Genomic DNA, 25,410 nt, shown 5'->3' on the forward strand with positions numbered 1-25,410 from the left:
GCTGCAATCGGTACCGTTTTCTCGACTGCAGATTTGGTCATGGAAACAGACTTTGGCCTTTTAAATTAAATGCTCGGCCAAGGTGGGGCCGAGCAGCCTGAACGCAAAAACACTAAAAGAAAGCTCTGCTGGCTTGACCAAAGCTGGTTCCAAAATGCCTGACGTCAATTAGCGATCCAGCGGAAGCTCAAGCGTAATGCTTGCGCCCTTTTCGACATGGTTGATTGAGACCTTTCCTCCGTGGCGTTGCGCCACGGCACGGACAATTGACAACCCCAAACCGCTGCCTTCGGAATATTCCAGTTGCGAAAACCGACTGAACGCCGCCTCGCTTTGGTCGGGCGAAAGACCCGCGCCATCATCGGCCACTGTTAATTTCGCGGAGCGTTCGCCACATTGGAGCACAACTGAGATATTGCTCAATTTAGCGCCACCGTGCTTTACCGCGTTGTCCAGCAAGTTCTTGAGAGCCTCAGTAAGAAACACACGATCACCAGACACGGTAATCGCTGTGTCGGGCATCGTGACATCAAACTCGATACCTTTCGCGAGGATGTGAACCCCCATCTCTGCGCAGGCCTCTTCTACGACAGACCGAAAATCAATCTCATCCATTTGATCTTGATGCGTCGGTTGCCTGAGCCTTTCTAAAGACAACAATTGTTCAGCCACCGTTGCCGAATTTTTTGCAGCCGCCACAAGCTCGATGATACGTTTTTCTCTGTCTGCCTCTGTTTTCGCATCCCGAAGCGCTTCGGCCATAGATTGGACCGCGGCCGCTGGATTTCGTAGCTGATGTGCAGCTTCGGAAATAAACACTTGGTGAGCGTTAAAACTGTTTTCTACCTGCCCAAAGAGCCGATTCAACGTTTTGACAACACCTTGCACTTCAACGGGTACAGGGCGCTTGATCTCACTGAGGTCATCCGGTGAACGCAGATCGATAGCGTCCTGCAAATCCAGCAAAGGCCTCAGCCCGCGCGCAACGCCAAACCATACCACAAAGGCTAGGGTAGCCAGCAGGATGCCCATGAGAACCGCTGCGCGAAACGATAATTCGTTGGCAAACGCATTGCGATCCGCAATTCGCTGCCAAACTGTGACCGTCGCATCACCAACAAGATTTTCCAGGGTGACCCGCTCTGTCATTTTCAGAACGCGTACCGGTTCGTCTCTATAGATCGCCTCGAAAAATTGTGGCTTGTAAGCGTCCTGATCGGACAAGGTTGTTGACGCTGGAGGGTAGGCATAGCCTGTCACGTAGATGCCCCCAGGACCCGTCACATGATAGAAAATCTCTCCGCCCGAAGCATCGCGGATCAGGCCGCGTGTGGTAGGCGACAGCGCATCACCCTCTGAAATCGCAACGTCCCGTGAAATTGCCAAGCCTGCAGATAACAGACTGTCGTCAAACAATTCCTGAGCCGTCTTCTGGGCAACTATAAAGCGCCAATACCCAAGTAGGACTGCAATCACTACCAAAGGTGTCAAAATTAGAATCCAGAGTCTTAGCCTGAGCGAGCTGTGCTTGATCACTTCTGTACCTCAAGCAGGTAACCCAGACCGCGTGCTGTCTTGATTCTAACGCCAAGATTCTGAAGGCGCTTTCGTAGCCGCGACACGTGAGGCTCGACGGCGGAGTCGTCGACATCGGCACCAACTCCGTAGACATAATCTGTTAACTGGCTTTTGGGCACGATCCTGCCCCGACGCTCCAGCAGGCACTCCAGCACCGCTATTTCGCGCCGCGGAATATCCATAACTTCACCCTGAACACTAACCTGGCGAGCGGTGCGGTCGAACTCTAGGCTGCCGATGCTTTCCCGCGCTCCGTAGTCAAGCTGTTTGCGACGCGAAAGTGCTCGGATGCGTGCTTCCAATTCATCCATTTCGAACGGTTTGACCAGGTAATCATCTGCTCCCATATCCAAACCAGATACCCGGTCGCTTGTTTCAGTGCGCGCTGTCAGCAGAATCACGGGTGCACTGTCGCCACGATTGCGCAGTGATTTCAGGATATCCAATCCGGATCGTCCTGGAAGATTGATATCCAAAACGATCAGATCCGCGCCTTCCTGCTCAAGGTAAACGTGTGCGGCGTCACCGTCAGTCAGTACATCAGCCGCATGACCACCGTCACGCAGGCGATAGGCAATTGCGTTAGCAAGAGTTTCATTGTCTTCGACGATGACGATCCGCATCGGGTCTCCTGCAAGTTTCGCGCAAGGTTGGCCCTCCATGATTGCCAGATGGGAGGGGGAATCAACCCCGCAGTTCTATTTGCAAACACGGTAGCGCGAGAAGCGCTGGCGTGGTTGTCTGGTCAACAGGGAGGATCCAATGACCATTTCCAACTTTACCCGTCGCGCTGTCGTGGGACTGATCGCCGCCGCTGGCATCGCCGCCCCAGCCGCAGCTGAGGTCGACTTCTCAGGCAAAACAGTCGAGTGGGTGATCCCGTTCTCGGAAACGGGTGGCTCGGCCAAATGGGCCAACTTCTTTGCTCCGCTTCTGTCCGAGGCACTGCCGGGTCAGCCCACAGTGGTCGTGAAATTCATGCCCGGCGCAGGTTCGACCAAAGGTGCCAACTGGTTCCAAGAGCAAAACCATGATGATGGAACACTGCTGTTTGGTACGTCGGGCTCGACTCAGTTCCCGTATCTGCTGAGCGACCCGCGCGTGCGTTATGAATACAATGACTGGATTCCGGTCATGGCTTCGGGAACCGGTGGCGTTGCCTACCTAAACGCTGAGGATGGCGCCAATTTTGATGGCTCGGCAAATGCACTGAAAGATACCAACTTTATCTATGGTTCGCAGGGTGCTACGCGCCTTGACCTCGTTCCGCTGCTGGCGTGGCAAATGCTTGGTATGAATGTTGAGCCTGTCTTCGGTATCAAAGGGCGTGGTGACGGCCGTTTGATGTTCGAGCGCGGTGAAGCCAATATCGACTACCAAACCTCGTCGGGCTACCTGGGTGGTTCAGCCCCGCTGGTTGAGGCGGGTCAGGCTGTTCCTATGATGACCTGGGGTGCTTTGGATGCAGATGGCAACATCGTCCGCGACCCCACATTCCCAGATATTCCGACGTTCAAAGAGGTTTGCGAAGCCACCGATGGCTGTGAGACCAGTGGCGAAGCGTGGGATGCATGGAAAGCGTTCTTTGTCGCTGGTTTCCCAGTGCAGAAACTTGCTTTCCTGCCAGGCGATACCCCTCAGGACGTGGTCGATACCTATACTGCTGCGTTTCAGGCTGTGACCGAAAGAGCCGACTTTGCTGATATTTCGTCCCAGAGCGTGGGCGAATACCCAGTGTTTGTCGGCGACGGTTCTAAATCGGCCCTGCAAACGGCAACCAGCGTTGACGACAACGCCAAGCAATATGTCTTGAATTGGCTTAAAGAAGCCTACGGCGTCGAGCTCAACTAGGTCGGCCACTTACGACGCGTGCCCTGATTGCAGGGCGCGCGTTTATCCAAATTCTTTGAAAATGAAAGGCGGCCGCTATGGAGGTTTTCGCGAACGCTCTTCCTGCGCTCGGTGATGCGTGGGGCCTGATCCTACAACCTATAGTGTTGGGCTATCTCGTGCTCGGTGTCGTCATGGGACTGGCCGTAGGCGTATTCCCGGGCCTTGGGGGGATCGCAGGTTTATCCTTGTTGCTGCCTTTCATGTTTGGCATGGATCCGATCCTTGGACTTGCGCTGATGATCGGAATGGTCGCTGTCGTTCCTACGTCGGACACCTTTGCCTCTGTACTTATGGGGATACCGGGTAGTTCCGCCTCGCAAGCAACCGTGTTGGACGGCTTCCCGATGGCGAAGAAGGGCGAAGCGGCCCGAGCTTTGTCAGCCGCATTTGCTTCTTCGCTTTTTGGTGGGCTTGTCGGGGCGACCTTTCTGACAGCTTTCATTCTCGTCGCGCGCCCAATCGTTCTGGCGTTTGGTTTGCCCGAGATGTTGATGATCACCATTTTGGGCCTGTCCATGGTCGCCATTCTTGCGGGTCGCATCCCCTTGAAAGGTGTTGCGGCCGCTGGGTTGGGCTTGATGGTAGGTACGATTGGCGAGGCGGATGCAGGCGGTTCGCTGCGTATGGCGACCTATGACATTCCGTATCTGACCGATGGTCTAAAACTCGTCATTGTAGGTCTCGGTATTTTCGCGGTCCCTGAAATCGTTTCTCTGCTGCGGCAGGACCGTTCTATTGCCAAAGGGGCCTCACTGGGCGCCGGTTGGCTGGACGGTGTTAAAGATTGGGCTGCGAACATTTGGCTGTCGGTTCGGTGCTCGATCATTGGGGTGGTCGTCGGCGTTATCCCCGGCCTAGGTGGTTCGGTCGTCGATTGGATCGCCTATGGCCATTCAGTCCAAACCACCAAGGACAAGAGTAACTTCGGCAAAGGCGAAGTGCGCGGGGTCATTGGTCCGGAAAGCTCGAACAACGCCAAGGAGGGTGGAGGTCTGGTGCCGACCCTCCTGTTTGGCATTCCTGGGTCCGGCTCGATGGCGATCTTCATCGGCGCTGTGGCATTGTTGGGATCGGGTAACATCGAAGTTGGCCCCAGCATGCTCAAGGACAATCTCGACATCACTTATTCCATCGTTTGGCTGCTGGCGCTTGCCAACGTCGTCGGGACTATTCTTTGTATCGCGGCCTCGGGCGGTATCGCCAAGCTAACCACTATACGCTTCACCTACCTTGCGCCGTTCCTGTTCATGCTGATCAGCTTTGCGGCCTTCCAATCCGGTCAGAACTTTGAAGACCTTTTGGCATTGTTTGTGATTGGTCTGATTGGCATTTTCCTGCGCCGCTTTGACTGGTCGCGCCCCGCTTTCCTTATCGGTTTCGTGCTGTCCAACCCGGTTGAGAAGTTCACCAATCAGGCGTTCCAGATTGCTTCGTTCCGCTTCCGCAAGAGCTTTGGCGAAGGCATGGAATATGTTTTCAGCCCGATTGTGATCATACTGATCGTGGTCACCGTGGTTTCGGTAATTCTGGGTGTTCGGCAGGCCAAGATGATCATGGCTGAAGGAGACGTCCAGTCCGGAAGCAAGCGCGCGCCGTTGGTGTTCCTGTTGGTGATCATGGCTTATCTGATTGTCGCTTTGGTCAACGCCAACATGATCCCCGATTATAACATGACCGATAAGATCATCCCGCTGGTCATCGGCAGCGTTTCACTGTTCTGCTGCGTGATCTTGTTGATCCAGATGATGCGGCGACCGGAAGGTGATCCAATCTTTGCCGACAAAGAAATTGCCGGAGAGGACGCCAGCGCACCTCATGGGCTTTGGTCAACGTTGGCTTGGTTCGCCGGTCTTATAGCGGCCACTTGGGTTGTGGGTTTCATACTCGCCTTGATTGGCTTCCTGATTACCTTCTTCCGCATTCGGGCCGGTTCAAGCTGGCAAATGACTCTGATCCTTACAGCCTGCGGTATTGGTTTCATGTGCTTCATGGCAGGCGCGCTGAACCGGGATTTCCCCCCGGGTCTTCTGCAGGACATGGTAAGCTTGCCATGGCCGCTAAAATAAACAGTCTTCTGATGCCCGGTCTGAAAGGCAGGCCGGGCAGGGCTAAAATCATCAAAAACCTTACACGGTTTGTACAGGAGGGTACGCAATGACCCAGACAGCAATCCCGTATATTTTCATGCGCGGAGGCACTTCGCGGGGACCGTATTTTCGCCGCTCTGATTTGCCCGAGGATCTCGACACTTTGGCTGACGTGCTGATCGCTGCTGTCGGGGCAGGGCAACCGCTCAACATCGACGGGATTGGTGGCGGCAACGCGGTAACGACCAAGGTCGCGATGCTTTCTGTCAGCGAGGATGAATGGGCCGATATCGACTACTTTTTCGCTCAAGTATCGGTCGAGGAAAAGCTGGTCGATTTCAAACCCACCTGTGGAAACATCCTGTCCGGTGTCGCTCCGGCTGCGATCGAAATGGGGTTGATCCAGTCGCAGGGCGATGAGACCGAAGTTCGCATTCGTGCCGTCAACACAGGTGCCCGTGTCGTGGCAAACGTGCAGACCCCGGGGGGTGAACTTACCTACGAAGGCGATGCAGAGATTGCCGGAGTCCCTGGCAAAGCTGCGCCGGTGCGGCTGAGTTTCATGGGCGTTGTGGGTTCAGCAACTGGCGCGTTTGTGCCTACAGGTAACCTGCGTGACACAGTGCAGGGGATCGAGCTGACGTGTATGGATGTCGCCATGCCGATGGCCATAGCACGGGCCACAGATTTTGGTCTTACGGGGTACGAAAGCGCCGAAGAACTGGATGCAAACCGGGCCTTCTTTGACCGAATGGAGGCAGTGCGGATCGAAGCCGGGAAGTTGATGGGTATGGGCGACGTATCGAAATCTGTAACGCCCAAATTCGGCCTTGTGGCGCCCGCCAAAGAAGGTGGAACTCTTGCGGTGCGGTATTTCATGCCGTGGAAGACACACCCGACAATGGCTGTCACTGGTGCGCAATGTATGGCGTCTTGCGCTTTAACACCCGGAACCGTCGCTGACGGGCTGTTGGAGCGTCCCAAAACAAGTCCGGCCGAAGTCGTGTTGGAACATGCCTCAGGCACAATCGACGTTCTGGTCGACTTTTCAAAAGACGAAGGCTTCAACGTGAATTCTGCGGGTCTTGTACGGACTGCGCGCAAGCTGGCGGATGGGCATGTCTACGTGCCGGGGTCCGTGTGGGAAGGGAGTTGAAAAGGCAATTATAGATTGGTATGCTATGGTATACATTAAAGGAATGCCACTATGGACGACTTTTCTGAATGCCTTGATATTGCACGTCAGGAGCTAAGGCTGGCGCAGGCAGCCTTGCGGCGGGACATGTCGGAATACCCGACACCGATCGCCGGATGCGATGAGCAATTCAATCATTTGCTGGATCAAAGCGAACGCGTCCGCAACGCGCTTGCGGCGCTAGACGAGCAGCATTTCGTGCCTACACCGCGAAAACTGAACACTGGGCAGGGTATTGAGAGCCGATGAAGGTTCATATTTTAGATGATTGGTTTGACACACTGCAGGGCCTGACCTGTTTTGAAAAGCTTGCAAACCATGAAGTGAAGGTCTGGACAGATCATGTCGAGGATACCGACGAACTGGCCAAACGGCTGCAAGAGGCGGAGGTGTTGGTGCTGTTTCGCGAGCGCACCAAAATCACCCGTGCTTTGATTGAAAAACTCCCTAATCTGAAGCTTATCAGCCAACGCAGCGTGTATCCGCATGTCGATGTGCAGGCTTGCACGGACCAAGGCGTGTTGCTGTGTTCGAACATGCATGGCGGAACGCCTTCATATGCCGCCGCGGAACTCACTTGGGCATTGATCATGGCCGGAATGCGCGATTTGCCTGCACAGATGGCCTCGGTCAAAGCGGGGCAGTGGCAGGCCGGCGTCGGCAAGACTCTGAGGGGGCGGCAACTCGGCCTTTACGGATATGGTCGTATCGCCCAGGCCGTCGCGGGCTATGCCGAAGCTTTCGGGATGAAGGTTGTCTGGTGGTCTTCGGATGAAGGTCGCGCGCGCGCGCAGTCAGATGGCGTTCAAGTCGCAGCCAATCGTGAAGCCTTCTTTGCTGACAGCGATGTTGTCTCGATCCATGTGCGCCTGAAACCAGACACCCGAGAAATCATAAGCGCAAGTGATTTTGCGCAGATGCAACCCGGGGCGATGTTTGTAAATACATCTCGTGCGGGGCTTATCGCCAAGGGCGCATTGCTTGAGGCGCTAAACGCTGGTCGCCCCGGCAAGGCCGCTATTGATGTCTTTGATAAAGAGCCGCTTACCGATCCGAAGGATCCGCTACTGTCGCACCCCAATCTCATCGCAACCCCACATATCGGTTTTGTCACCGAAGATGAATTTGACCTGCAATTTGCCGATATTTTTGATCAAGTGAATGCCTATGCCGAGGGTGCTCCGATCCACATGATCAATCCCAAAGTCTGGTCCAGCACGGAATAAGTGTGACCATAGCAGGCGTGCCGATGGTTAGTGAGCGATCCGCGCATTGCGGCAGATGACCAAGTCACCTAGCTCAGCTGTGCAATGACTTCTTCAGCTGCTCTGAGCCCCTCTAAGTGGGCTCCGCTTACAGAACACTGTTGGTTCGGATGCGTTGCCTCGCCAGCAAATAACACGCGTTCGGCATGAGATCGGCGTAACACGGCACGTTGGTTGTATCCGCCTGGCTTCGCGCCGGCATAAGATCCACGTACATAGGGCTCATGTCGCCAGGCGGTCGCGTGTCCCTTGATAAAGTCTTTTCTAATTGCTGAGCCGAAGAAACCAACAAGGGTTTCGAGCGCGTGATCGATTGCCACTTCAGGCCCCGCATCTTGCAAATCACGTGAAAAACTGCCCGAGCTTTCAAAGCTGGTAAGACCCGTGTTCGAAACATTGCAAAGAAACCCGCCACCACGGGCTACACCAGAATCGTCCGCTTCAAGGCGGTATGTAAGCCAAGTGTCAGGGCACACCGGCAATGCGCCGGGTCGGAACAGGAGACCGGCGTGATTGTAATCTCCCATGGTAATGAGATCGAGCGCTGAGCGACGCTCGGCTTCGAGCGGGGGATCAAAGCGGATGACGTCTTCTGCCAAGACGCCGACAGAGGCGGTCACGATCACTGCACCCGCCGATATTTTTCCGTCGTTGGTTGTAACACGTACCCCATCTGACAATGCTTCTATGTCGGTCACCGGAGTAGATAATTTGATAGGTAACCCTTCTGCTGTGCAGGCAATTAGGTGACCGAAACCTTCGCGACAAAACCAGTCGCTGCCACCTTCCCAGGCAACTATGTCTCGTAAGGATGTATCCGGTAAATCTCTTGCCAGCGACAATGCGTACGTCATTGCTGCCGTAAGGGACCAAGGTCCGTCGTTGTTCCAAATATCCGCAAGCGACCGATCTGTTGGGTTTCCTGATCTAACTTCTGTTTCAGCATCAATCTGCGCTGCCTTGGAAATAGTTTCATAGATTTTGTCTACTTCGCTCCAAAGAACCGCGTCATCTTTCAAGCCGTAGGTCATTGTATTGTCTGGGGCCGCATAGAGATCCAGGCCAAGCGCTAAACCTGGAGTTTTCAACGCGTTAACGTGTTCGGTGTGCATCCAATGGGCACCTATGTCGAACGGGACGCCAAAGATTTCTGTATCTGTGTGGGTGCGTCCTCCGACTCGGTTCGACGCTTCAACGCAGACAACCGAGAGGCCAGATGACATAAGTGCGCGTGTCGCGGCAATTCCTGCGGCCCCGGCACCCACGACCACTGCGTCGAAGTCATTAATTGTCACTTTGCATTCTCCGGTAATACTGTCGATTTTCTAATTGTTGACGAAACCTAGTGATCAATTCGACGTCGAAAAGCCACGCGACTTTTTGAAAGCCCAAAGGCTTAGTCTGCACCAAAGGCGCCGTCATGCTTCATTGGGTCCATTTGAAGCGCGTGCTAACTCTGGAACCGCAATGCCTTCGTACAAGGCCAGATCGATGGGGTCTTCGGTGTCGAACTTGCTACACATCCGGTAGATTTCCAGCATCTCCACGGACATCAGACCCTTCTGAAAGAAGTACATCGCTGCGGCATACCTTGCCGCGCCGGACCCAGGTGTTCCGACTTTCGTCAAAAGGAGTTGCCGTTGCCTTTCCTCTTCCGACATTGAGAGCAAGCCTGTCGTCAAGACCCGGACTTCACCGAAGCGGCGGCATTCAGCGAAACAAATTCCCCTTCATCCGGTTCGGTATCTGAATTGTAAATGGGAAGGACCGCCCGCAAATGGTCATGATGAGTGCGGACGCCGTATTCAAGGTCCGATAGGTAGAAGCCCTCGAAAGATTCCGATGCCATGGATTCGTTAGACCAGATCGTAAGCTGGATATCTTCTTCTACTGTTTCTCGATCAATCCGAGCAGCTAGATATCGCGCGGCCCTTTGTTGACGATCTTCATTCGGGTTCCGGTACGTTGCGCTTCGAAGGACAGACGTCCCAGTTGTGACCGGAAACTCTTGATAAAACAGTGTGGTTTCTGGCGTTAAGGCAAGCACAGCATTTGGGAAGATACCATAGTACAGCCAAGTCTTGTGCAAATGCTCGGGCAGGTGTGGTTGCGGTTTTGTGAACTTCTTGTAATTCCGCACAGCCCATCTGCGCCCCTTCGTTGGGGTGAAACGTCCGTCGGAACGAGAGACACCATCAACATAAGGTTCGTCCGCATAGGTCGAGCCGTACAAATCCTGAAGAGCTGGATGTGCGAGCGCAACGTGGTACCCTTCGTTGTCCACGTCTCTGATCGATTTCCAGTTTACCGGTGTTTCCTCTGTCCAAATTCCGTCTGTGGGAATGTGTTCAGCCATTCGGTACGCTGAAATTTCCTTTTCGATCGGAGACAAGAGTTCAGCCACGGATGGCTGTGGGCCGGGTTTGAAACGGACAAAAACAAAACCCTGCCAAACCTCCATTTCAAGTTCTTTTAAGCCAAACTCGTTCTTATCTAAATCAGGGAAGGACTCTGGACGAGCCGCGCCACGCAGTGTTCCATCCAGATTGTAAACCCAGCCATGAAATGGGCAGACTAGGGCGTTTGTACACGATCCTTTATCCGTGGCGACAAGGCGAGATCCGCGGTGGCGACAAGCGTTGAGAAAGGCGCGAATCTGGGAATTGTTGTCCTTAAGGATGAGCGCGCGTTCGCCGCACATATCGAAACACAGAAAGCTACCGGACTCCGGTAAATCCGAAATATGGCAAGCGATTTGCCAATGAGTTTTGAACAGTTCGCTCTGTTCTAACTCCAGTAGGGCGGGGCTATGGTAGCACCAGCCCGGTAGTCCTCGTCTGTCCCATTCGGATGGGACTTCGATGTTTCGGGTGTCATCACGCATCAGATTTATCCGCTAAACTCTGTTTTGGTCAGTCTGGTTGTCCGGCCGATTTGTCAGAACCGGCTCTAAAGGCGGTTCTGTTTCTCGGATCAACTTTCCTCCGACTGAGTGTAGGTGTCTCTCAAATTTGTGTAATCGTCAACACTATTTGACTGAATGACCATTCAATATGGCGGATTCAATAATAAGTTTGCTCCGCTTGGTTGTGGAAATTCCGTGGCTTTGTGCTCGCTTTATGAGCAAAATCATTGCTCGGGTGTGGTTTCGGAAAATTTGACTAGGTGCCGCTTGACACGCACAATTTCATCAGACTACCGTTCTGAATGACCAGTCAGACAAAAAAAGTGATCAAGGGGATGGGTCGGGGTACGAGCTGGGCGAACCTGCCGGGCAGGGCGCTCGCAAGAAATAAGTTCAACAGAAAAACAACTGAACTAGCTGCAGCCACCACTCAGGGAGAGGAAGCGTAATAATGAGCTTAACTAGAAAAACCGCCGGGATTTCCGCCATAGCGGTAACCGCGACCGCGATTTCAGGCGCGGTATTTGCGCAAGAACGTGTGTTAAAGGTGACGAATTGGGGGGAGTACATCGCCGAAGACACGATCGAAAACTTCGAGAAAGAGTACGGCATCGAGGTGATCTATGATCCGTACGATTCAGCCGAAGCAATCGATGCCAAGCTTTTGGCAGGCAATAGCGGTTATGACGTAGTTAGCCACGCTGGTAGCGACACTGCGCGACTTATTAAGGCCGGGATTGTTGCGCCGTTGGATATGTCAAAGCTGGACAACGTCCAACATATTGATCCGGCAATCATGGAGCAATTGGCTAGCGAGTGGGATCCCAACAATCAGCATTTCATTCCATACATGTGGGGAACGCATGGCGTGACTTACAACGAAGAGTTGGTGAAGGAGACATATCCCGACGCCCCCATTGGATCAATGGACATGGTTTTCGATCCTGTTCACATGAAAGAGCTGTCCAAGTGCGGCGTTTCATTCCTGGACTCTCCGGGTGATATCATCCCGATGGCACTAGCTCATATGGGGTTGGATCCGAATTCAACGAACGCTGAGGATTATGAAAAGGTCGGCGAGATGTTGGCTGAAATCCGTCCATACATCAAAACGTTCGATAACTATGCGTATCAAAGAATGCCTCAGAAAGAGTTCTGCGTATCAACCACTTGGGGTCCGGACGGTCTGCTGGCGATGTCCGGAGCCGCTGAGGCTGATACCGGCGTCGTGCTTGACTTTTTCTTGCCCGAAGGTGAACGCACAGCACAGCTTTGGATTGACGGTTGGATGATCCCAGCAGATGCCGCGAACATAGAAGACGCTCATCTTTTCCTGAACTACATGATGCGCCCAGAAGTTGCGGCTAACGACAGCAATTTCACTTGGTATGCCACAGCAAATCTGACAGCCAAACCTATGGTTGATGAGGCTGTAACGTCGAGCCCGGCTGCATTCCCGACTTCGGATCAGGTTGCCAAGATGTACACCACTGCGGTTCTTCCTCCGAAAGTTGAGCGTCTGCAGACGCGTACTTGGACCGACTTTAAGGCCGGCAATTAATCCGCTCACATCGACAACTGCAGTAGCGTTCTGCACCGGATCGCTACTGCATCTTGGAATTAGGCTGACAGATTGCGAGGCCCAAATTGACTGTTTCTTCAACTGTCAGTGCAGCACCTTGGCACGACCAAAGTGACAAGCAACCTTTAGTCCAAATTAAGGGTGTAACCAAAAAATACGGCGAAGTGACCGCCGTGGATAACGTGGACCTCGATATCTACAAAGGCGAATTGTTTTGCCTGTTGGGGGGATCAGGCTGCGGGAAGTCTACCCTATTGAGGATGCTGGCAGGGTTTGAGGATTTGAACTCCGGCACGATCAAAATCGACGGCGTCGATATGGCGAATGTTCCTGCCTACGAACGTCCAACCAACATGATGTTTCAGAGCTACGCACTGTTCCCACACATGACGGTGGAAAAGAACGTGGCATTTGGATTGGAACAGGACCATGTCCCAAAGTTTGATATAGCAGACAGAGTGCATGACATCCTTAAACTCGTCGAGCTGGAAGACTTTAAGACTAGAAAGCCTAAGCAATTGTCAGGGGGGCAGCGGCAACGCGTGGCTTTGGCACGCGCCCTTGTAAAACGCCCCAAGCTTCTGCTTCTGGATGAACCATTGGCGGCGTTGGACAAGAAACTGCGCAAGCAAACCCAATTCGAATTGGCCAACATTCAAGACAAAGTCGGAGTCACATTCATCGTTGTGACCCATGATCAGGAAGAAGCGATGACGCTTTCTTCAAGAATGGCGGTTATGGATGCAGGCCGGTTCAAGCAGATAGGAACGCCAACCGAGATATATGAATTCCCCGAATCCCGTTTCGTCGCGGACTTTATTGGTTCGGCAAACATTTTCGAGGGCAGGGTCACAGAAGACGGCGCTGATCATGTTCGGGTCGAGACTGAGTTTTGCGAGGTCTATATTGATCACGGTCACTCGGTAAAAGTTGGAAGTAAAATATGGTTGGCGTTGAGGCCTGAGAAAATCCACCTTGCGAAATCGGATGAAGTGGCGGCTGGGCCAAACCAGACTCAGGCCATTGTTGATGACGTTGGCTATCTGGGAGAGACGTCGATTTACAAAGTTCGTCTTCCCAACGGAGAGATTTTCGACGTTACAAGACCTAATCAGTCGCGCCCAACACACGACACACAGCGCATCACTTGGGAAGACAAGGTGAGCATCAGTTGGGATCCATCCAGCGCCATGTTGCTCCATTCATGACTGATTTTACGGAAGATATGTCCGAGCCACTTCAGGCAGAACAGCAGCCTATGCTTCGTTTGATAATGCGGAGGGTGCAGAACAGTTGGCGCCAGATTGTTACTGCTATTCCGTTTTTCTGGCTGCTCGTATTCTTTTTGGCACCATTCTTTATCGTCGCCAAAATTAGTCTTGCGGAACTTGCTATCGCAAGCCCGCCTTTCACAAGTTTGATTGAGTGGACCGACAGCGGAATCATGACAATCCGGCTGGTGTTCGACAATTTCATCTATATTTGGGAAGATAGCCTCTACTTCGACACGTATGTCAATTCGCTCAAGATTTCGGTTACTTCGACGTTTCTTTGTCTCTTGTTCGGCTACCCCATTGCCTATTCGATTGTTAGATCGGGCCCGGTCGCTAAACCCCTTCTCTTGTTCGCAATTATCCTGCCGTTCTGGACATCATTTTTGCTTCGGGTCTATTCGTGGATGGGTTTGCTCGCAGATCAGGGTACGGTTAACAACATATTGATAGCACTGGGTATAATCGATGAGCCGATCCGGATGCTGTATACGGAATTCGCGGTCTACATCGGCATCGTATACACGTACATGCCTTTCATGATCCTGCCGCTTTATGCGAATATGGAAAAACTGGACAACAGCTTGAATGAGGCTGCCGCGGATCTTGGGTCACGGCCCACCAATACGTTTTTCAAGATCACATTGCCTCTGACAATGCCCGGCATTGTTGCGGGTTCGTTGCTGGTTTTTATCCCCGCAACCGGGGAATACGTCATCCCCGATTTGTTGGGCGGCGGGAACGTCCAAATGATTGGCCGCGTTCTCTACAACGAGTTCTCTAGAAACAGCGACTGGCCGGTCGCGGCAGCGGTTGCGATTGTCCTGCTGTTAATTCTGGTGCTGCCAATAATGGTTTTCCAGCACTTCCAGGGTAAAGCGTCAGAGGAGCAGTAAATGTACGGTAAACGCTCGCGCTTTCTGACGATTATGCTGACATTGGGATTGGCGTTTTTCTACATCCCAATGATCCTATTGGTGATCTACTCATTCAATTACTCAAAACTCGTCCCTGTTTGGGGCGGTTGGTCTTTGCGTTGGTACAAAGAACTGTTTCAATCTACCGAAGTCTGGAGCGCAGTTTCCCTGAGTTTGAAAATTGCTGTTGTGAACGCCACGTTCGCAACAATACTCGGCACCCTTGCTGGGCTCGCCATGGTTAGGTTCGGGCGGTTCAAGGGGCGGACTTTGTTTGGCGGAATGCTGGTCGCACCTTTGGTGATGCCCGAAGTAATTACAGGCCTCTCCCTGCTGGTATTTTTCATATCTCTCAACCAGTTGATCGGTTGGCCAGCCGAGCGTGGCTTTGCAACGATAACAATTGCGCACATCACTTTTTCTATGGCCTACGTGGCTGTGACCATTCAGGCGCGTTTGACTGGTGTGGGGCAAACACTGGAAGAAGCGGCGGCCGACTTGGGGGCCAAACCGTTCAAGGTTCTTACAGCGATCACGATCCCACAGCTGACACCGGCCCTTATTTCGGGTTGGTTGTTGGCATTTACACTGTCCTTAGACGATCTTGTTATCGCTAGTTTTGTTACTGGCCCAGGCGCGAACACCTTGCCAATTTTGATCTTTTCGCGCATTCGACTGGGGTTGAGGCCGGACATAAACGCGTTGGCGACAATTATGATTCTTGTAATCGCAATTTGTGTCGCAATCGCTGCCATTGTTATGTTCCGGCAGCAAAGAGCTGACTTACTGGATCGGCAGATGGCCGAACGAGAGGAGAAATAAATTGGAGGCGAATGAGCTCCAGAAAAGACGACGCACTGAACCTCCTGAAGTTCGCCGTTTGCAGTTGATTATGGCTGCGATTGACTCAATCTCGAAACGTGGGTTTTCCGACACGACGCTTAAACACGTGACGGAAACTGCCAACCTGTCCCACGGGGTGGTGAATTATCACTTTGAAAGCAAAGAGGCTTTGTACGATGCCACCTTGGGGTTCCTTGCTCAGGAGCACTATGAAAACTGGCTAAGATATTATGATGAGGCGGAACCGACACCAGCGCATAGGCTGGCGGCCATCATAAGTGCAGACTTTGACAAAAGCACTTGCACTCACAAAAGGCTGGCGGTTTGGTTTGCGTTTTGGGGGCAAGCAAAGTACCGACCTAACTATCTAAAAATACACAATAAATACGACAATGAAAGATATGAGCGCATTCGCCAATTGTGTGGAGAGTTAATCGCTGATGGCGGCTACGATGAACTTGAGGTCGACCAAACAGCCCGCGCCGTAGAGGCATTATCGGATGGCGCCTGGCTCAGCCTGTTGTTGTATCCCAAAGCGGCTGATCGACGAGAGTTCAGGAAAGTTTGCCTGTTTTCATTGTCGCGGTTCTTTCCAAGACACTTTCCGCTCTGAACAGCAGATCCGTTAAACCGCTCAGCGCCGTATCTTTTGCATCTCGGGGTCATAAAGCGGTTTCAATGAGGCTGTCGCTTCGAATTTCTCGTCTGCGATTTCTATATGCCATTGCCCGGACGCAACGATGTCCGCGGTGAGGGGCTCTTGAATCTCGGCAAATCCAATGCCGACGGCTCCGCCTAATGTATGCCCGTAACCGCCGACTTGAATGTAACCAACTTCCGTGCCGTTCAAATGGATCAACTCATTGCCGTACATCAGGGGTTTTGGATCCTTGAGCAAAAATTGAAGCATGCGGTTTCTGGGTGTGCCATTGGCCTTTATCGAGGCCAGCGCGCCCTGGCCGATGAATCCACCGGGTTTGTCCAGCTTCACGGCAAAGCCAAGCCCAGCCTCAATCGGATTGTCCGTATTGTCTACGTCTATGCCAAAATCGCGATAAGCCTTCTCGAGCCGCAAGGAGTTCAGTGTTTGCATTCCCGCGTTTCGAACGCCCAGATCGCGACCGGCCTCCATTATTAGGTCGTATGTCTGTACCGCTTGAGTGGTCGGCACATGCAGTTCCCAGCCTAGTTCGCCGACAAAGGTTACACGATACGCCAGAACAACGGCGTAACCCACGTCGATTTCACGCGCAGTCATGAACGGGAACCCTTCGTTCGACAAATCGTCGCCAGACAGTCTGCTCAGCAGTTCGCGTGATTTTGGACCGTGAACGTTGATCTGGCAGCGTCCGGCAGTGACGTCCGTGATGACGACAGTTTCAGCGTCCAGGATGTGCCGCCGCATCCGCATTTCAGTGTGGCCAGCCGAGTTTTCCCCAACGATCACCCAAAACTTATCTTCTGATAGTCGGGTTACGGTGAGATCGGCCTCGAACCCGCCTTTTTCATTTACCCAAGCCGTATAGACCACCCGACCGGGTTCTACATTGACGTCATTGCAAGAAAGGCGAGAGAGAAGGGCGCATGCGTCCGGACCTTCAACGCTGAAACACGCCATAGACGTCATGTCCATCACAACGACATCTTCGCGGGCTGCCTTGTGTTCTTCGGCGTGCCATTCGAACCAATTCTGGCGATGCCAGCTGTATTTCTCGATTTTGGCTTGTTCAGGCGTTGGTGCGAACCAGTCAGGTTGCTCCCAACCATTGCCCTCTCCAAAAAAAGCGCCGGCATCCTTGAGGCGATCGTAGAGCACCGACCGCTTCACATTTCTAGCCGTTTTGAAGTTCTCGTTGTGGTAGTGCTGGCCAAACAGTTTGCCCAGCAGTTCCGGCGTTCGGTCTCGCCGGAAAGCAGGGGTGGCCACTTCACGCGAGAAGCGATTGACATTTATGCCTGTGACATCGATCGGAGGGACGCCATCTACCATCCAATGGGCCAGAACCATGCCTGTACCGGCGCCGTTCAAGATGCCCAATGAATTCATCCCACATGCAACCCAGAGATTGCGAAGTTCCGGCGTTGGGCCAACAAGAGGTGCAAGATCTGGCGTAAAACTTTCGGGACCACAGAACAGTTTCTTGACGCCGTAGTTCATAGTGTCCGGCACGCGAGAATATGCTTTTTCTAGATCGGGCCCGACGCGTTCCCAGTCTGGTTCAATCTCGCCGAACTGCCACTCATCCGGGATACCGTCCAGCTTCCATGCCGCCGCGCCGGGTTCAAATAGCCCAAGCATCATTCCTCCGACTTCTTCGCGATAGTAGGTATACGTGGAAGGATCTTCGAGAACCGGTAAATCACGAGGCAAGCCCGGGATGTTTTCGGTTATCAAGTAGTAATGCTCAGCTGCCTGAAGAGGTAAATTGACACCATGTTTCGCACCCAATTGACGAGACCACATGCCGCCGCAGATCACAACGTTTTCTGCGGAAATGACGTGACCGGTTGCAGTGCGTACTCCGGTTGCAGTGCTGTTCCTCGTCAATATCTCATCAACGCGAACACTTTCAAAGATACGCGCCCCTCTGTTGCGAGCCCCCTTCGCAAGTGACATTGTCACGTCAACAGGGTTAGCTCGTCCGTCTTCTGGAATAAGGAACGCTCCGACGACATCGGAAAGGTCGCCGATGGGGAACATGTCCTGAGCCTCTTTGACTGAGATTTCATGATTGTTGATCCCGAAACGACGCATGAAGGCAGCGGTACGGCGCATTTCGTGAAGGCGTTCGTCGTTGGTCGCAATTTGCAGATACCCGACATCACGGAAGCCGGTTGGAATGCCTGTTTCTTTTTCCAGGTTCGCGTAAAGGTCGCGCCCATGCGTGTAGATTGAGCATTCGGCTTCCGACTTCAAAAGCCCGGCTACGATCAGACCTGCGGCGTGCCAAGTGGTTCCAGAGGTCACTTGCCCTTGTTCCAGAACGACCACGTCTGTGTGGCCGAGTTTGGTCAGATGATAAGCCGTATTTACGCCAATTGAACCGCCACCAATAATGATGGTCTGAGCTTGCGTCGGCAGGTTTTCAGCCATGCGATGATTTCCTTCTGTGGCGGTTAACTATTCGCATACCAACCAAAATAGCTTCTGTCTACTGACTGAATGATCATTCAATAAATAGAGTGGAAAGTCGGCTCTCTAAGCGATCATGAGGCTTGTCAAAAAGCTTAGATCAGAGTTCACTAGAGTGATGAGCTGGCAACTTGAACCGGAGACCTTATGTCTGATGAAATCCTCTATGACCGTCAAGCAATCGACTTTTTAGAGGAGCTTTGGGGGGAGGGCTTCCTGTCGCCAGGGGGCCTGGATGAAGTGGCTCGGGTTGTCGACGGGATCGATCTAAAAGGCAATCATATCCTTGATATAGGCTGCGGTTCCGGTGCAATTGCTGTGTTGCTGGTCAGCGAATTTGGCGCGGAAAGAGTGACAGGTATTGATGTCGAGGCACCGGTCTGCGCTGCTGCAAGAGAACGTGCGCTACTGGCCGGGTTGGAAGAAAACGTCGAGATTGTCGAGGTTACTTCTGGTCCAATGCCCTTTGAAGATGGCACCTTCGACGTGGTTTTTTCAAAGGATTCTATCATTCACATTCCCGACAAAGCAGCGATGGCAGCCGAGGCATTTCGGGTGTTGAAGCCGGGTGGGAACTTTGCAGCATCTGACTGGCTGACCAATCATGATGGTGAAATGTCCCCTGAGATGGAGCACTACGTCAAGATGGAAGCCTTAGAGTTTCGAATGGCTTCACCGGAAAAATACCGCGCTGCGATGCAGGCGGCTGGGTTCGAAAACGTAGAATTGGTTAACCGCAACTCTTGGTACTCGGAAGTGTCCGCTGCAGAACTTAAAGAGTTAACAGGCCCCAACCGAGCAGGGTGGGAGGCAAGACATGGTGCCGATTTTATTGCGCACCAAATTGAAATCTGGGACGCAATGCAACCAGTGTTAAAAACCGGAGAACACTGCCCGCATCACATCCGAGGGCGCAAACCGTTTTGATGCAGCTTGAAGCAAGCTTCGAACTTATTGACTAGCTTGCGGCATAGTCTTTGCTGACACGCTCCATTCCAACCTCCATGATGTCAAACATTTCGTCTATTTGAGAAGAAGTTATGATCAGAGGTGGAGAGAACACGGCCATGTTTCCAAATGGGCGCAGTAACAGGCCCATTTCCTCGCAGGCGTCGTCCAATTTTTGCCCAAACTTAACGTGGGCTTCATAGCTTTCATTCTGCAGTCCAGGTCGGCATTCAATACACCCAAGCAAACCGTCGCCGCGCACGTCGCCGACTATGGGAAATTTCTCTTTGATGTGGTGCAGACGCTCCTGAAACTGCGGTGTTACACGACGCACATGTCCAAGAATGTCTTCCCGTTCCATTATCTCGATGTTCTTGATTGCTGCCGCACAACTGACTGGATGGCCCGAATAGGTGTAGCCGTTGTAGAAAACGTCATCGCCTGGTGCGTCTGCGATACGTTTCATGACGGCGTCTGAGATAATGCAAGCGCCAAGCGGAAGATATCCTGAGGTCAACCCTTTCGCGCTGGTGATAATGTCCGGAACGATTCCAAATACTTCTTCTGATGCGAACCAATGACCCAATCGTCCAAACCCGGTTACGACCTCATCCGAAATATATAGGATGTCATTTGCGCGACAGATTTCGAGCGTGCGTTTGTGGTACCCCGGAGGAGGGACAATCACGCCGCCTGAGCACAGGATCGGCTCGGCTATAAAGGCAGCGATCCGATTGGCACCGACCTCAGAGATCAGGTTCTCAAGATCGGCTACTTTGGCGTTACACCATTCATCGACGCCCATCCCCTCTGGCCGGTGGTATGGATTAACGTCGGGAAGAAAGCGTACTAGATCCTGAGCTTTTTCAAAGCTTGTCTCGAAGCGTTCTTTCCCCGTGACCGTCGCTGCCAGATACGTCGATCCGTGATACCCTTTTTCCCGGCCAATCACGATTTTCTTTTCCGGTCTGCCTAGCCTTGTGTTCAGGAAAAGTGCGGTGCGCAACGCGGTATCGACAGCTGTGGACCCGCCGGTTGTAAAGTGCACTGTATTCAAATCACCGGGAGTACGCTCAGCGATCATGCGGGCTAACACAGCTGCGGGCTCTGTCGTGAAGGACCATGGAGACGCGTAAGGCATCTTCATAACTTGCTCCGAGATGGTATTGGCCATCTCTTGGCGACCGTAGCCAATCTGCGTACACCACATGCCACCCGGGCCATCGATATAACGTTTTCCAGCCGCATCCCAAAGGTAGATACCGTCTGCGGTGTTAACACGCATGTATTCATCGGAACCAAAGCCTTCGGTCCCAGCCCAAGGATGCAAGTGGTGATCGCGATCCCATTTTATGAGATCTACATCAGTTGGTGTATTGCCAAAGTTGTTCACGTTCGTGCCTCCGTTACGTGCGGGCCGGCGGCGTTGCTCGTGCGCGCGGCGGTGCGAAAAAGGCGCCCTCTATGGGTGTAAGACGCGCCATTCTGGTGTCCCACTTGCCTTCTTCCAAAGTGTAGATTTCAGCCTTTAGACCGGATGACCGGTTTGCATCAGGCATCCGAACATGCGCCAGTGCGATGTTGCGTTTGGCAGTAGGAGACCAAATGCCTGATGTTACGTGCCCAACTTCTCGTTTGCGGCGGTTGTAGATCAACGAACCTTCTGCGGGTTTGAAGCCTTCAACGTCGAACCTCATAAGCAAGCTTCTCGGAGCATCCCGTTTGAGCAACAGCGCCCGGCGACCGTTGAAATGCCCTTTGTTGAAGTCAACCATTCTGCCCAGACCAAGTTCGAACGGCGTTTGGCCTCGGTGCAGGCGTTCGGTTGCGTGAACCGGTTGGAAATCGACACCTGCAGTCAAAAAGCCCGCTTCGATGCGAGCGATATTGACAGCGTCGTACCCGATGGCACGCAGTCCTTGGTGGGCGCCGCCTTTCCAGATTCTATTCCAGAGTTCTTCCGCATCGTTCCACTCGCACCAGAGTTCATAGCCTAAGTCACCGGTAAACCCTGTTCGTGAAATCAAAAGATTAGGCTCGATCTGAGTAAGATCGAATGGTTTCAGGGTGCCGACATCCATCCCCGCAGCTTCCAGCACCGCGTAGGATGTCGGCCCTTGCAGGGACAGACCAGCGACGTTGTGACTTTCATCCTGTACAGAAACGTCAAAGCCCCAGGCGGCATCCAACAACCATGTCAACATCGGCTCTTGGCAGCACAGCCGCCAATCGTTGTCGCCAAGACGGAACAAAGTTCCGTCATCGATAACCATACCTTCTTCGTCACACCAGACGGCATATCCGACACGCGCTTTTCCGATTTTTCGAACGTCGCGCGTGACAAGGCGATTAAGCATTGCAGTGGTGTCTGGACCAGTCAGTCGGTATTTTTGCATCGGTGAAATGTCGAACAGAGATGCCTGATTACGAAGCGCGAAGTACTCGAATTCGACGCTGTCCAGAATGGCTGGGGCGGCGTATCCGGCCCAGTCGTACCAGCTTTGGGCACGGTTCTGTTCTGCGAGATTCTTATGGAATGGTCCGGGTACCAGACCCAATTTCGGATCGGCGAAAATGCTCATTGGTTTTTCCCCAGTGCAGCCAATGCTGCATTGCGCCCCGCTAGGCCCATTACGTCACCTCCTGGGTGAGTGGACGCGCCGCACATGAACAAACCAGCAGGGCCCATCGCGTAGCGACACATCCCGTTCGCGGGTCTGAGTGTCAGGAGTTGATCCAAGGACATTTCGGCATGGTGCCAGTGCCCGCCGGGTGCCCCAGTCGCGCTTTCGATCTGATCAGGCGCAATGACCTGCACGCCTTCGATTTGATCCAGCAGGCCGGGTAAGGCTCGGTTTAGGGTGGCGGTGGTCAGTTGGGCAAGTTGGTCTTTTGCTGTGTCAGTCCATCCTCCATCAAGATCAGATGGGGCATATTGAACAATTGTGGATAGCCAATGCGAACCGTCATCTGAGCGCAGTCTGAAGGCTTCGATCACTGGAGCTTCGGACATTTTGCGGTACTTGGCGGGATTGAACGCAGCTTCAACGTATTCAGCGGATGGAGCATAGATTAGACGAGCGTCCGTCAATTCACCTGGTAAACCGGGTAGGGGGGATCCGTCCTTTAGCCTTAGGTTCACCTTGGCCGCTGTTCCTCTTGCTCTGATGTTTTTAATGCGGCGGCTGGCCTCGATATCGAAGGCAGATGGCCCGACCATTCGACTTGTAAGCTGCGGAGCGAGACTGCTGAGCACCATGGGCGCGTTCAGGGAAATCCCGTCTGAGGTGACAATGCCCGAGGCGGCGTCTTCCTCTATGACTATGCGGGACACTTCTGTGCCGGGCATCAACGTGCAACCTGCATTTTGCGCTGCGTCGACCAGCAGCTTTATTAAAGCAGACATTCCGCCCGAAGGCTGGGTGACCGCCCCTCCGTGTCCAAATCGATAAATCAGGTTGAATACTGTGCCCGGCGATCTTGGACCGGTGGCCGCACCCCTGATTGCATCCGCAGCAAGCATTCCGGCCACCGGTCCGTCTGGCAAGTCATCTAGAACAATATCGTAAACATTGGACAGAACGACTTGAAAGAAACGCCGCATTTCTGATTTATTAAGCTTTTTCAATATGATGCCGAGTTTTACCAAGCGCAGAAGCTCTGCCAGCGCGTCTCGCGAAACGATCGTCTTGTGACCGCCGGGTGGTGGAGCTTCGGCAAGTTGACGCAACAAGTCCCCATAGGAGGTGAGCTGTCGCGTTAACTTGGACCATGCCGCCGAGTCCGGGTGAGAGGTGCCGTCGCTCCAAAGGACACTTTCGTTCCTAAAAACAACGTGTCGCCCATCGTCATCTAAGGAAACTGTGGGGATTGGTTGTCCATTCAGCACCTCGTGCTGCGGGTCAATACCGATCTCAGCCATAGTGCGCGGGCTGAGGTTGTAGAGAGCATGCGCGAGCGTTGGACCGGCATCCACGGAATAAGAAGCCATCCCGCCGAACACATCCTCTTTTTCAACAATGCAGACCTTTTTGCCTTGTCGGCCAAGCAGGGCACCTGCAACCAATCCATTTATACCGCCGCCTAGGACAATCGCATCAAACTGGCTCATGCAGCGTAACCTTTCATGCGACCGAAGCGGGTTTCGTTTCTCAGAATGGCACGCGCTGCATTTGCGCCGGGTGCGCCCATGACACCACCACCCGGATGAGCCGATGAACCGCAAAGATACAAACCTTTAATTGGAAGATTGTACTGCGACCAACCGGGAACCGGGCGGTTGAAGAAGAGCTGGTCGAACGTTAGCTCACCTTGGAAGATGTTGCCTTCGGTCAAGCCAACCTCTCGTTCGATTTCAAGCGGTGACCGAACTTCCATGTGAACAACCCGTTCGCGGATGTCGGGGCAGGCTACGGACATCTGGTCGAGAACGGCTTCGGACATAGCCTTTCTTTGCTGGTCGTCCCAATTTTCTGCAGACCTAACGCCGCCAACATCCAGATCATAAGGCGCGTATTGAACGAAAACCGTCATCATATGCGCGCCAGTAGGAGCCATTGTTGGATCGATCTGGCTGGGGATCAACATGTCGATGTAGGGCTTTTCAGACCAGCGGCCGACTTTCCAGTCGTCGTAGGCCTTTTCCAACTCGCAAAGGCTTTCTGAAACGTGCATGTCGCCGCGGACAATGCTGGTTTGTTCCGGTGCTGCCGGAAAGTCTGGAAAGCGATCAAGGGCGATGTTCAGCTTTGCTGATGAGCCGCGTATTTTGAAGTTTTTAACTGCCTTCGTAAAATCATCAGGCAATTCTGCCGTGTCGACATGATGTAGAATGGTGCGCTTGATATCCATATTGGACGCGACCACCGGTGCAAAGAACTCTTTGCCGTCTTCAAGTGCAACGCCTGCAACCCGGCCATTCTTGATGAGGAATTTCTCGATGCCCGAACCAGTTTGAATTTTGCCGCCGTGGTCTTTGAACGCGGCGGCAATTGCGTTCGAGATTGAGCCCATGCCACCGCGCGCAAAACCCCAGGCTCCGATGCCGCCGTCGATATCTCCCATGTAATGGTGCAGCAAAACATAGGCCGTTCCCGGTGAGTACACGCCAAGACCAGTGCCGATGATTCCAGACCCGGCCATGTGCGCCTTGATCAAATCATTCTCGAAATACTGATCCAGAAAATCGCCAATGGACATCGTCCAAAATTTTAGGGTTTCTCCAAGTTCTCTGCTTCCCAGGCCGTGAGCTTTTTTGACGAGATAGGCTAATTCCCCCAAATCACGTGGGTGAAGTGAGGCTGGGTCTGGTGCGTCACGAAGTAAAAAGGGGCGAATAAAGCGGCACTGTCGCATAATTGCTTGCGAATAGCCGCGATAGGCGTCTGCATCCCGTGCAGAGTGGCGCGCCATTTCGCGCTTTAAGGCGTTGTGGTCGGAGTAATAGGCGAAGTAGTCACCGTCACGCGTAAAGCTTGCCCCGCCTTCATAAGGGATAACTTGAAGGCCGTATTTCGGCAGATCGAGGTCTCTGGATATTTCGCGTCTCAGCAATGAACAGACATACGAGCAATTCGAGTATGTCCAGCCTTCGTGCAACGACCGGCTTACAGCGGCTCCTCCTATCCAGTCGTTCTTTTCGACCACCAGAACACGCATGCCTGCGCGGGCAAGATAGGCTGCAGCGGTTAAACCATTGTGGCCAGCACCGGCCACGATCACGTCGTATTTATTCTCAGGCGCCACTTCTTCACCTCCCTTGTCTTCGGTTTACAGGGCAGATGTTGTTTCGTA

The 25,410-nt window shown here is 53.1% G+C and carries 21 protein-coding genes; 11 read left to right on the plus strand and 10 right to left on the minus strand.

Annotated features, from left to right (window positions below; genetic code table 11):
* Positions 1-168: 168 nt before the first annotated feature.
* Together ACR0L3_RS02960 and ACR0L3_RS02965 are read right to left on the minus strand one after the other, a co-directional pair.
* On the minus strand, positions 169-1,491 hold the full coding sequence (locus tag ACR0L3_RS02960) for a sensor histidine kinase (protein WP_480743502.1): 1,323 nt from the start codon (positions 1,489-1,491) through the stop codon (positions 169-171).
* 41 nt (positions 1,492-1,532) lie between these two features.
* A complete protein-coding gene (locus ACR0L3_RS02965; RefSeq protein WP_480743503.1) occupies positions 1,533-2,201 on the minus strand; it encodes a response regulator transcription factor in 669 nt (222 codons plus the stop codon).
* A 139-nt stretch (positions 2,202-2,340) separates the two neighbouring features.
* Here ACR0L3_RS02965 and ACR0L3_RS02970 point away from each other — a divergent pair, with 139 nt between their 5' ends.
* The 5 genes from ACR0L3_RS02970 to ACR0L3_RS02990 all read left to right on the plus strand — a co-directional run bounded on the left by ACR0L3_RS02970 (position 2,341) and on the right by ACR0L3_RS02990 (position 7,979).
* Positions 2,341-3,429: a tricarboxylate transporter gene (locus ACR0L3_RS02970; protein WP_480743505.1), complete on the plus strand. Its 1,089-nt coding sequence runs from the start codon at positions 2,341-2,343 to the stop codon at positions 3,427-3,429.
* Between the two features lie 77 nt (positions 3,430-3,506).
* Complete coding sequence (locus ACR0L3_RS02975) at positions 3,507-5,537, plus strand: tripartite tricarboxylate transporter permease (protein WP_480743507.1); 2,031 nt, start codon at positions 3,507-3,509, stop codon at positions 5,535-5,537.
* 88 nt (positions 5,538-5,625) lie between these two features.
* Positions 5,626-6,714: a 4-oxalomesaconate tautomerase gene (locus tag ACR0L3_RS02980; RefSeq protein ID WP_480743508.1), complete on the plus strand. Its 1,089-nt coding sequence runs from the start codon at positions 5,626-5,628 to the stop codon at positions 6,712-6,714.
* A 51-nt stretch (positions 6,715-6,765) separates the two neighbouring features.
* The gene (locus ACR0L3_RS02985) at positions 6,766-7,002 is read left to right on the plus strand and encodes a hypothetical protein (RefSeq protein WP_480743510.1); all 237 of its coding nucleotides are present in this window, start codon (positions 6,766-6,768) and stop codon (positions 7,000-7,002) included.
* A complete protein-coding gene (locus tag ACR0L3_RS02990; protein WP_480743512.1) occupies positions 6,999-7,979 on the plus strand; it encodes a D-2-hydroxyacid dehydrogenase family protein in 981 nt (326 codons plus the stop codon). Before ACR0L3_RS02985 ends, ACR0L3_RS02990 begins: the two co-directional genes overlap by 4 nt.
* 68 nt (positions 7,980-8,047) lie before the next feature.
* Here ACR0L3_RS02990 and ACR0L3_RS02995 read toward each other — a convergent pair whose 3' ends face one another.
* The 3 genes from ACR0L3_RS02995 to ACR0L3_RS03005 form a co-directional block, all read right to left on the minus strand.
* On the minus strand, positions 8,048-9,313 hold the full coding sequence (locus ACR0L3_RS02995; RefSeq protein WP_480743514.1) for a flavin monoamine oxidase family protein: 1,266 nt from the start codon (positions 9,311-9,313) through the stop codon (positions 8,048-8,050).
* A gap of 123 nt (positions 9,314-9,436) precedes the next feature.
* Complete coding sequence (locus tag ACR0L3_RS03000) at positions 9,437-9,571, minus strand: hypothetical protein (protein WP_480743515.1); 135 nt, start codon at positions 9,569-9,571, stop codon at positions 9,437-9,439.
* 125 nt (positions 9,572-9,696) lie between these two features.
* A complete protein-coding gene (locus ACR0L3_RS03005) occupies positions 9,697-10,902 on the minus strand; it encodes an aromatic ring-hydroxylating oxygenase subunit alpha (protein ID WP_480743516.1) in 1,206 nt (401 codons plus the stop codon).
* A 472-nt stretch (positions 10,903-11,374) separates the two neighbouring features.
* Here ACR0L3_RS03005 and ACR0L3_RS03010 point away from each other — a divergent pair, with 472 nt between their 5' ends.
* The 5 genes from ACR0L3_RS03010 to ACR0L3_RS03030 all read left to right on the plus strand — a co-directional run bounded on the left by ACR0L3_RS03010 (position 11,375) and on the right by ACR0L3_RS03030 (position 16,149).
* Entirely contained in the window at positions 11,375-12,484 is a 1,110-nt protein-coding gene (locus ACR0L3_RS03010) for an extracellular solute-binding protein (protein ID WP_480743518.1), read from the plus strand.
* Positions 12,485-12,570: 86 nt separating this feature from the next.
* The gene (locus ACR0L3_RS03015) at positions 12,571-13,713 is read left to right on the plus strand and encodes an ABC transporter ATP-binding protein (protein WP_480743520.1); all 1,143 of its coding nucleotides are present in this window, start codon (positions 12,571-12,573) and stop codon (positions 13,711-13,713) included.
* Between the two features lie 50 nt (positions 13,714-13,763).
* On the plus strand, positions 13,764-14,672 hold the full coding sequence (locus tag ACR0L3_RS03020; protein ID WP_480744653.1) for an ABC transporter permease subunit: 909 nt from the start codon (positions 13,764-13,766) through the stop codon (positions 14,670-14,672).
* Positions 14,673-15,515, plus strand: coding sequence for an ABC transporter permease subunit (locus ACR0L3_RS03025; RefSeq protein ID WP_480743522.1), 843 nt, complete (start codon positions 14,673-14,675; stop codon positions 15,513-15,515).
* 70 nt (positions 15,516-15,585) lie between these two features.
* A complete protein-coding gene (locus tag ACR0L3_RS03030) occupies positions 15,586-16,149 on the plus strand; it encodes a TetR/AcrR family transcriptional regulator (RefSeq protein WP_480743524.1) in 564 nt (187 codons plus the stop codon).
* 21 nt (positions 16,150-16,170) lie between these two features.
* On the opposite strand, the gene ACR0L3_RS03035 is transcribed toward ACR0L3_RS03030, so the two are convergent.
* Entirely contained in the window at positions 16,171-18,630 is a 2,460-nt protein-coding gene (locus tag ACR0L3_RS03035; RefSeq protein ID WP_480743526.1) for a GcvT family protein, read from the minus strand.
* A 186-nt stretch (positions 18,631-18,816) separates the two neighbouring features.
* Between ACR0L3_RS03035 and ACR0L3_RS03040 the strand changes: the two genes are divergently transcribed.
* A complete protein-coding gene (locus ACR0L3_RS03040) occupies positions 18,817-19,596 on the plus strand; it encodes a methyltransferase domain-containing protein (protein ID WP_480743527.1) in 780 nt (259 codons plus the stop codon).
* A gap of 31 nt (positions 19,597-19,627) precedes the next feature.
* Here the strand turns inward: ACR0L3_RS03040 and ACR0L3_RS03045 are convergent, their stop codons facing one another.
* Genes ACR0L3_RS03045 through ACR0L3_RS03060 form a run of 4 tightly spaced genes read right to left on the minus strand, consistent with a single transcriptional unit; the run spans position 19,628 to position 25,362 of the window.
* Positions 19,628-21,010 (minus strand): aminotransferase, encoded by a 1,383-nt coding sequence (locus ACR0L3_RS03045; RefSeq protein ID WP_480743529.1) that lies wholly within the window; start codon positions 21,008-21,010, stop codon positions 19,628-19,630.
* Between the two features lie 13 nt (positions 21,011-21,023).
* Entirely contained in the window at positions 21,024-22,199 is a 1,176-nt protein-coding gene (locus ACR0L3_RS03050) for an aminomethyl transferase family protein (protein ID WP_480743531.1), read from the minus strand.
* The gene (locus ACR0L3_RS03055) at positions 22,196-23,728 is read right to left on the minus strand and encodes a phytoene desaturase family protein (protein WP_480743532.1); all 1,533 of its coding nucleotides are present in this window, start codon (positions 23,726-23,728) and stop codon (positions 22,196-22,198) included. Before ACR0L3_RS03055 ends, ACR0L3_RS03050 begins: the two co-directional genes overlap by 4 nt.
* Positions 23,725-25,362, minus strand: coding sequence for a phytoene desaturase family protein (locus tag ACR0L3_RS03060; protein ID WP_480743533.1), 1,638 nt, complete (start codon positions 25,360-25,362; stop codon positions 23,725-23,727). Before ACR0L3_RS03060 ends, ACR0L3_RS03055 begins: the two co-directional genes overlap by 4 nt.
* Positions 25,363-25,410 lie beyond the last annotated feature (48 nt).

It is taken from the genome of Ruegeria sp. CK1, from assembly GCF_056536545.1.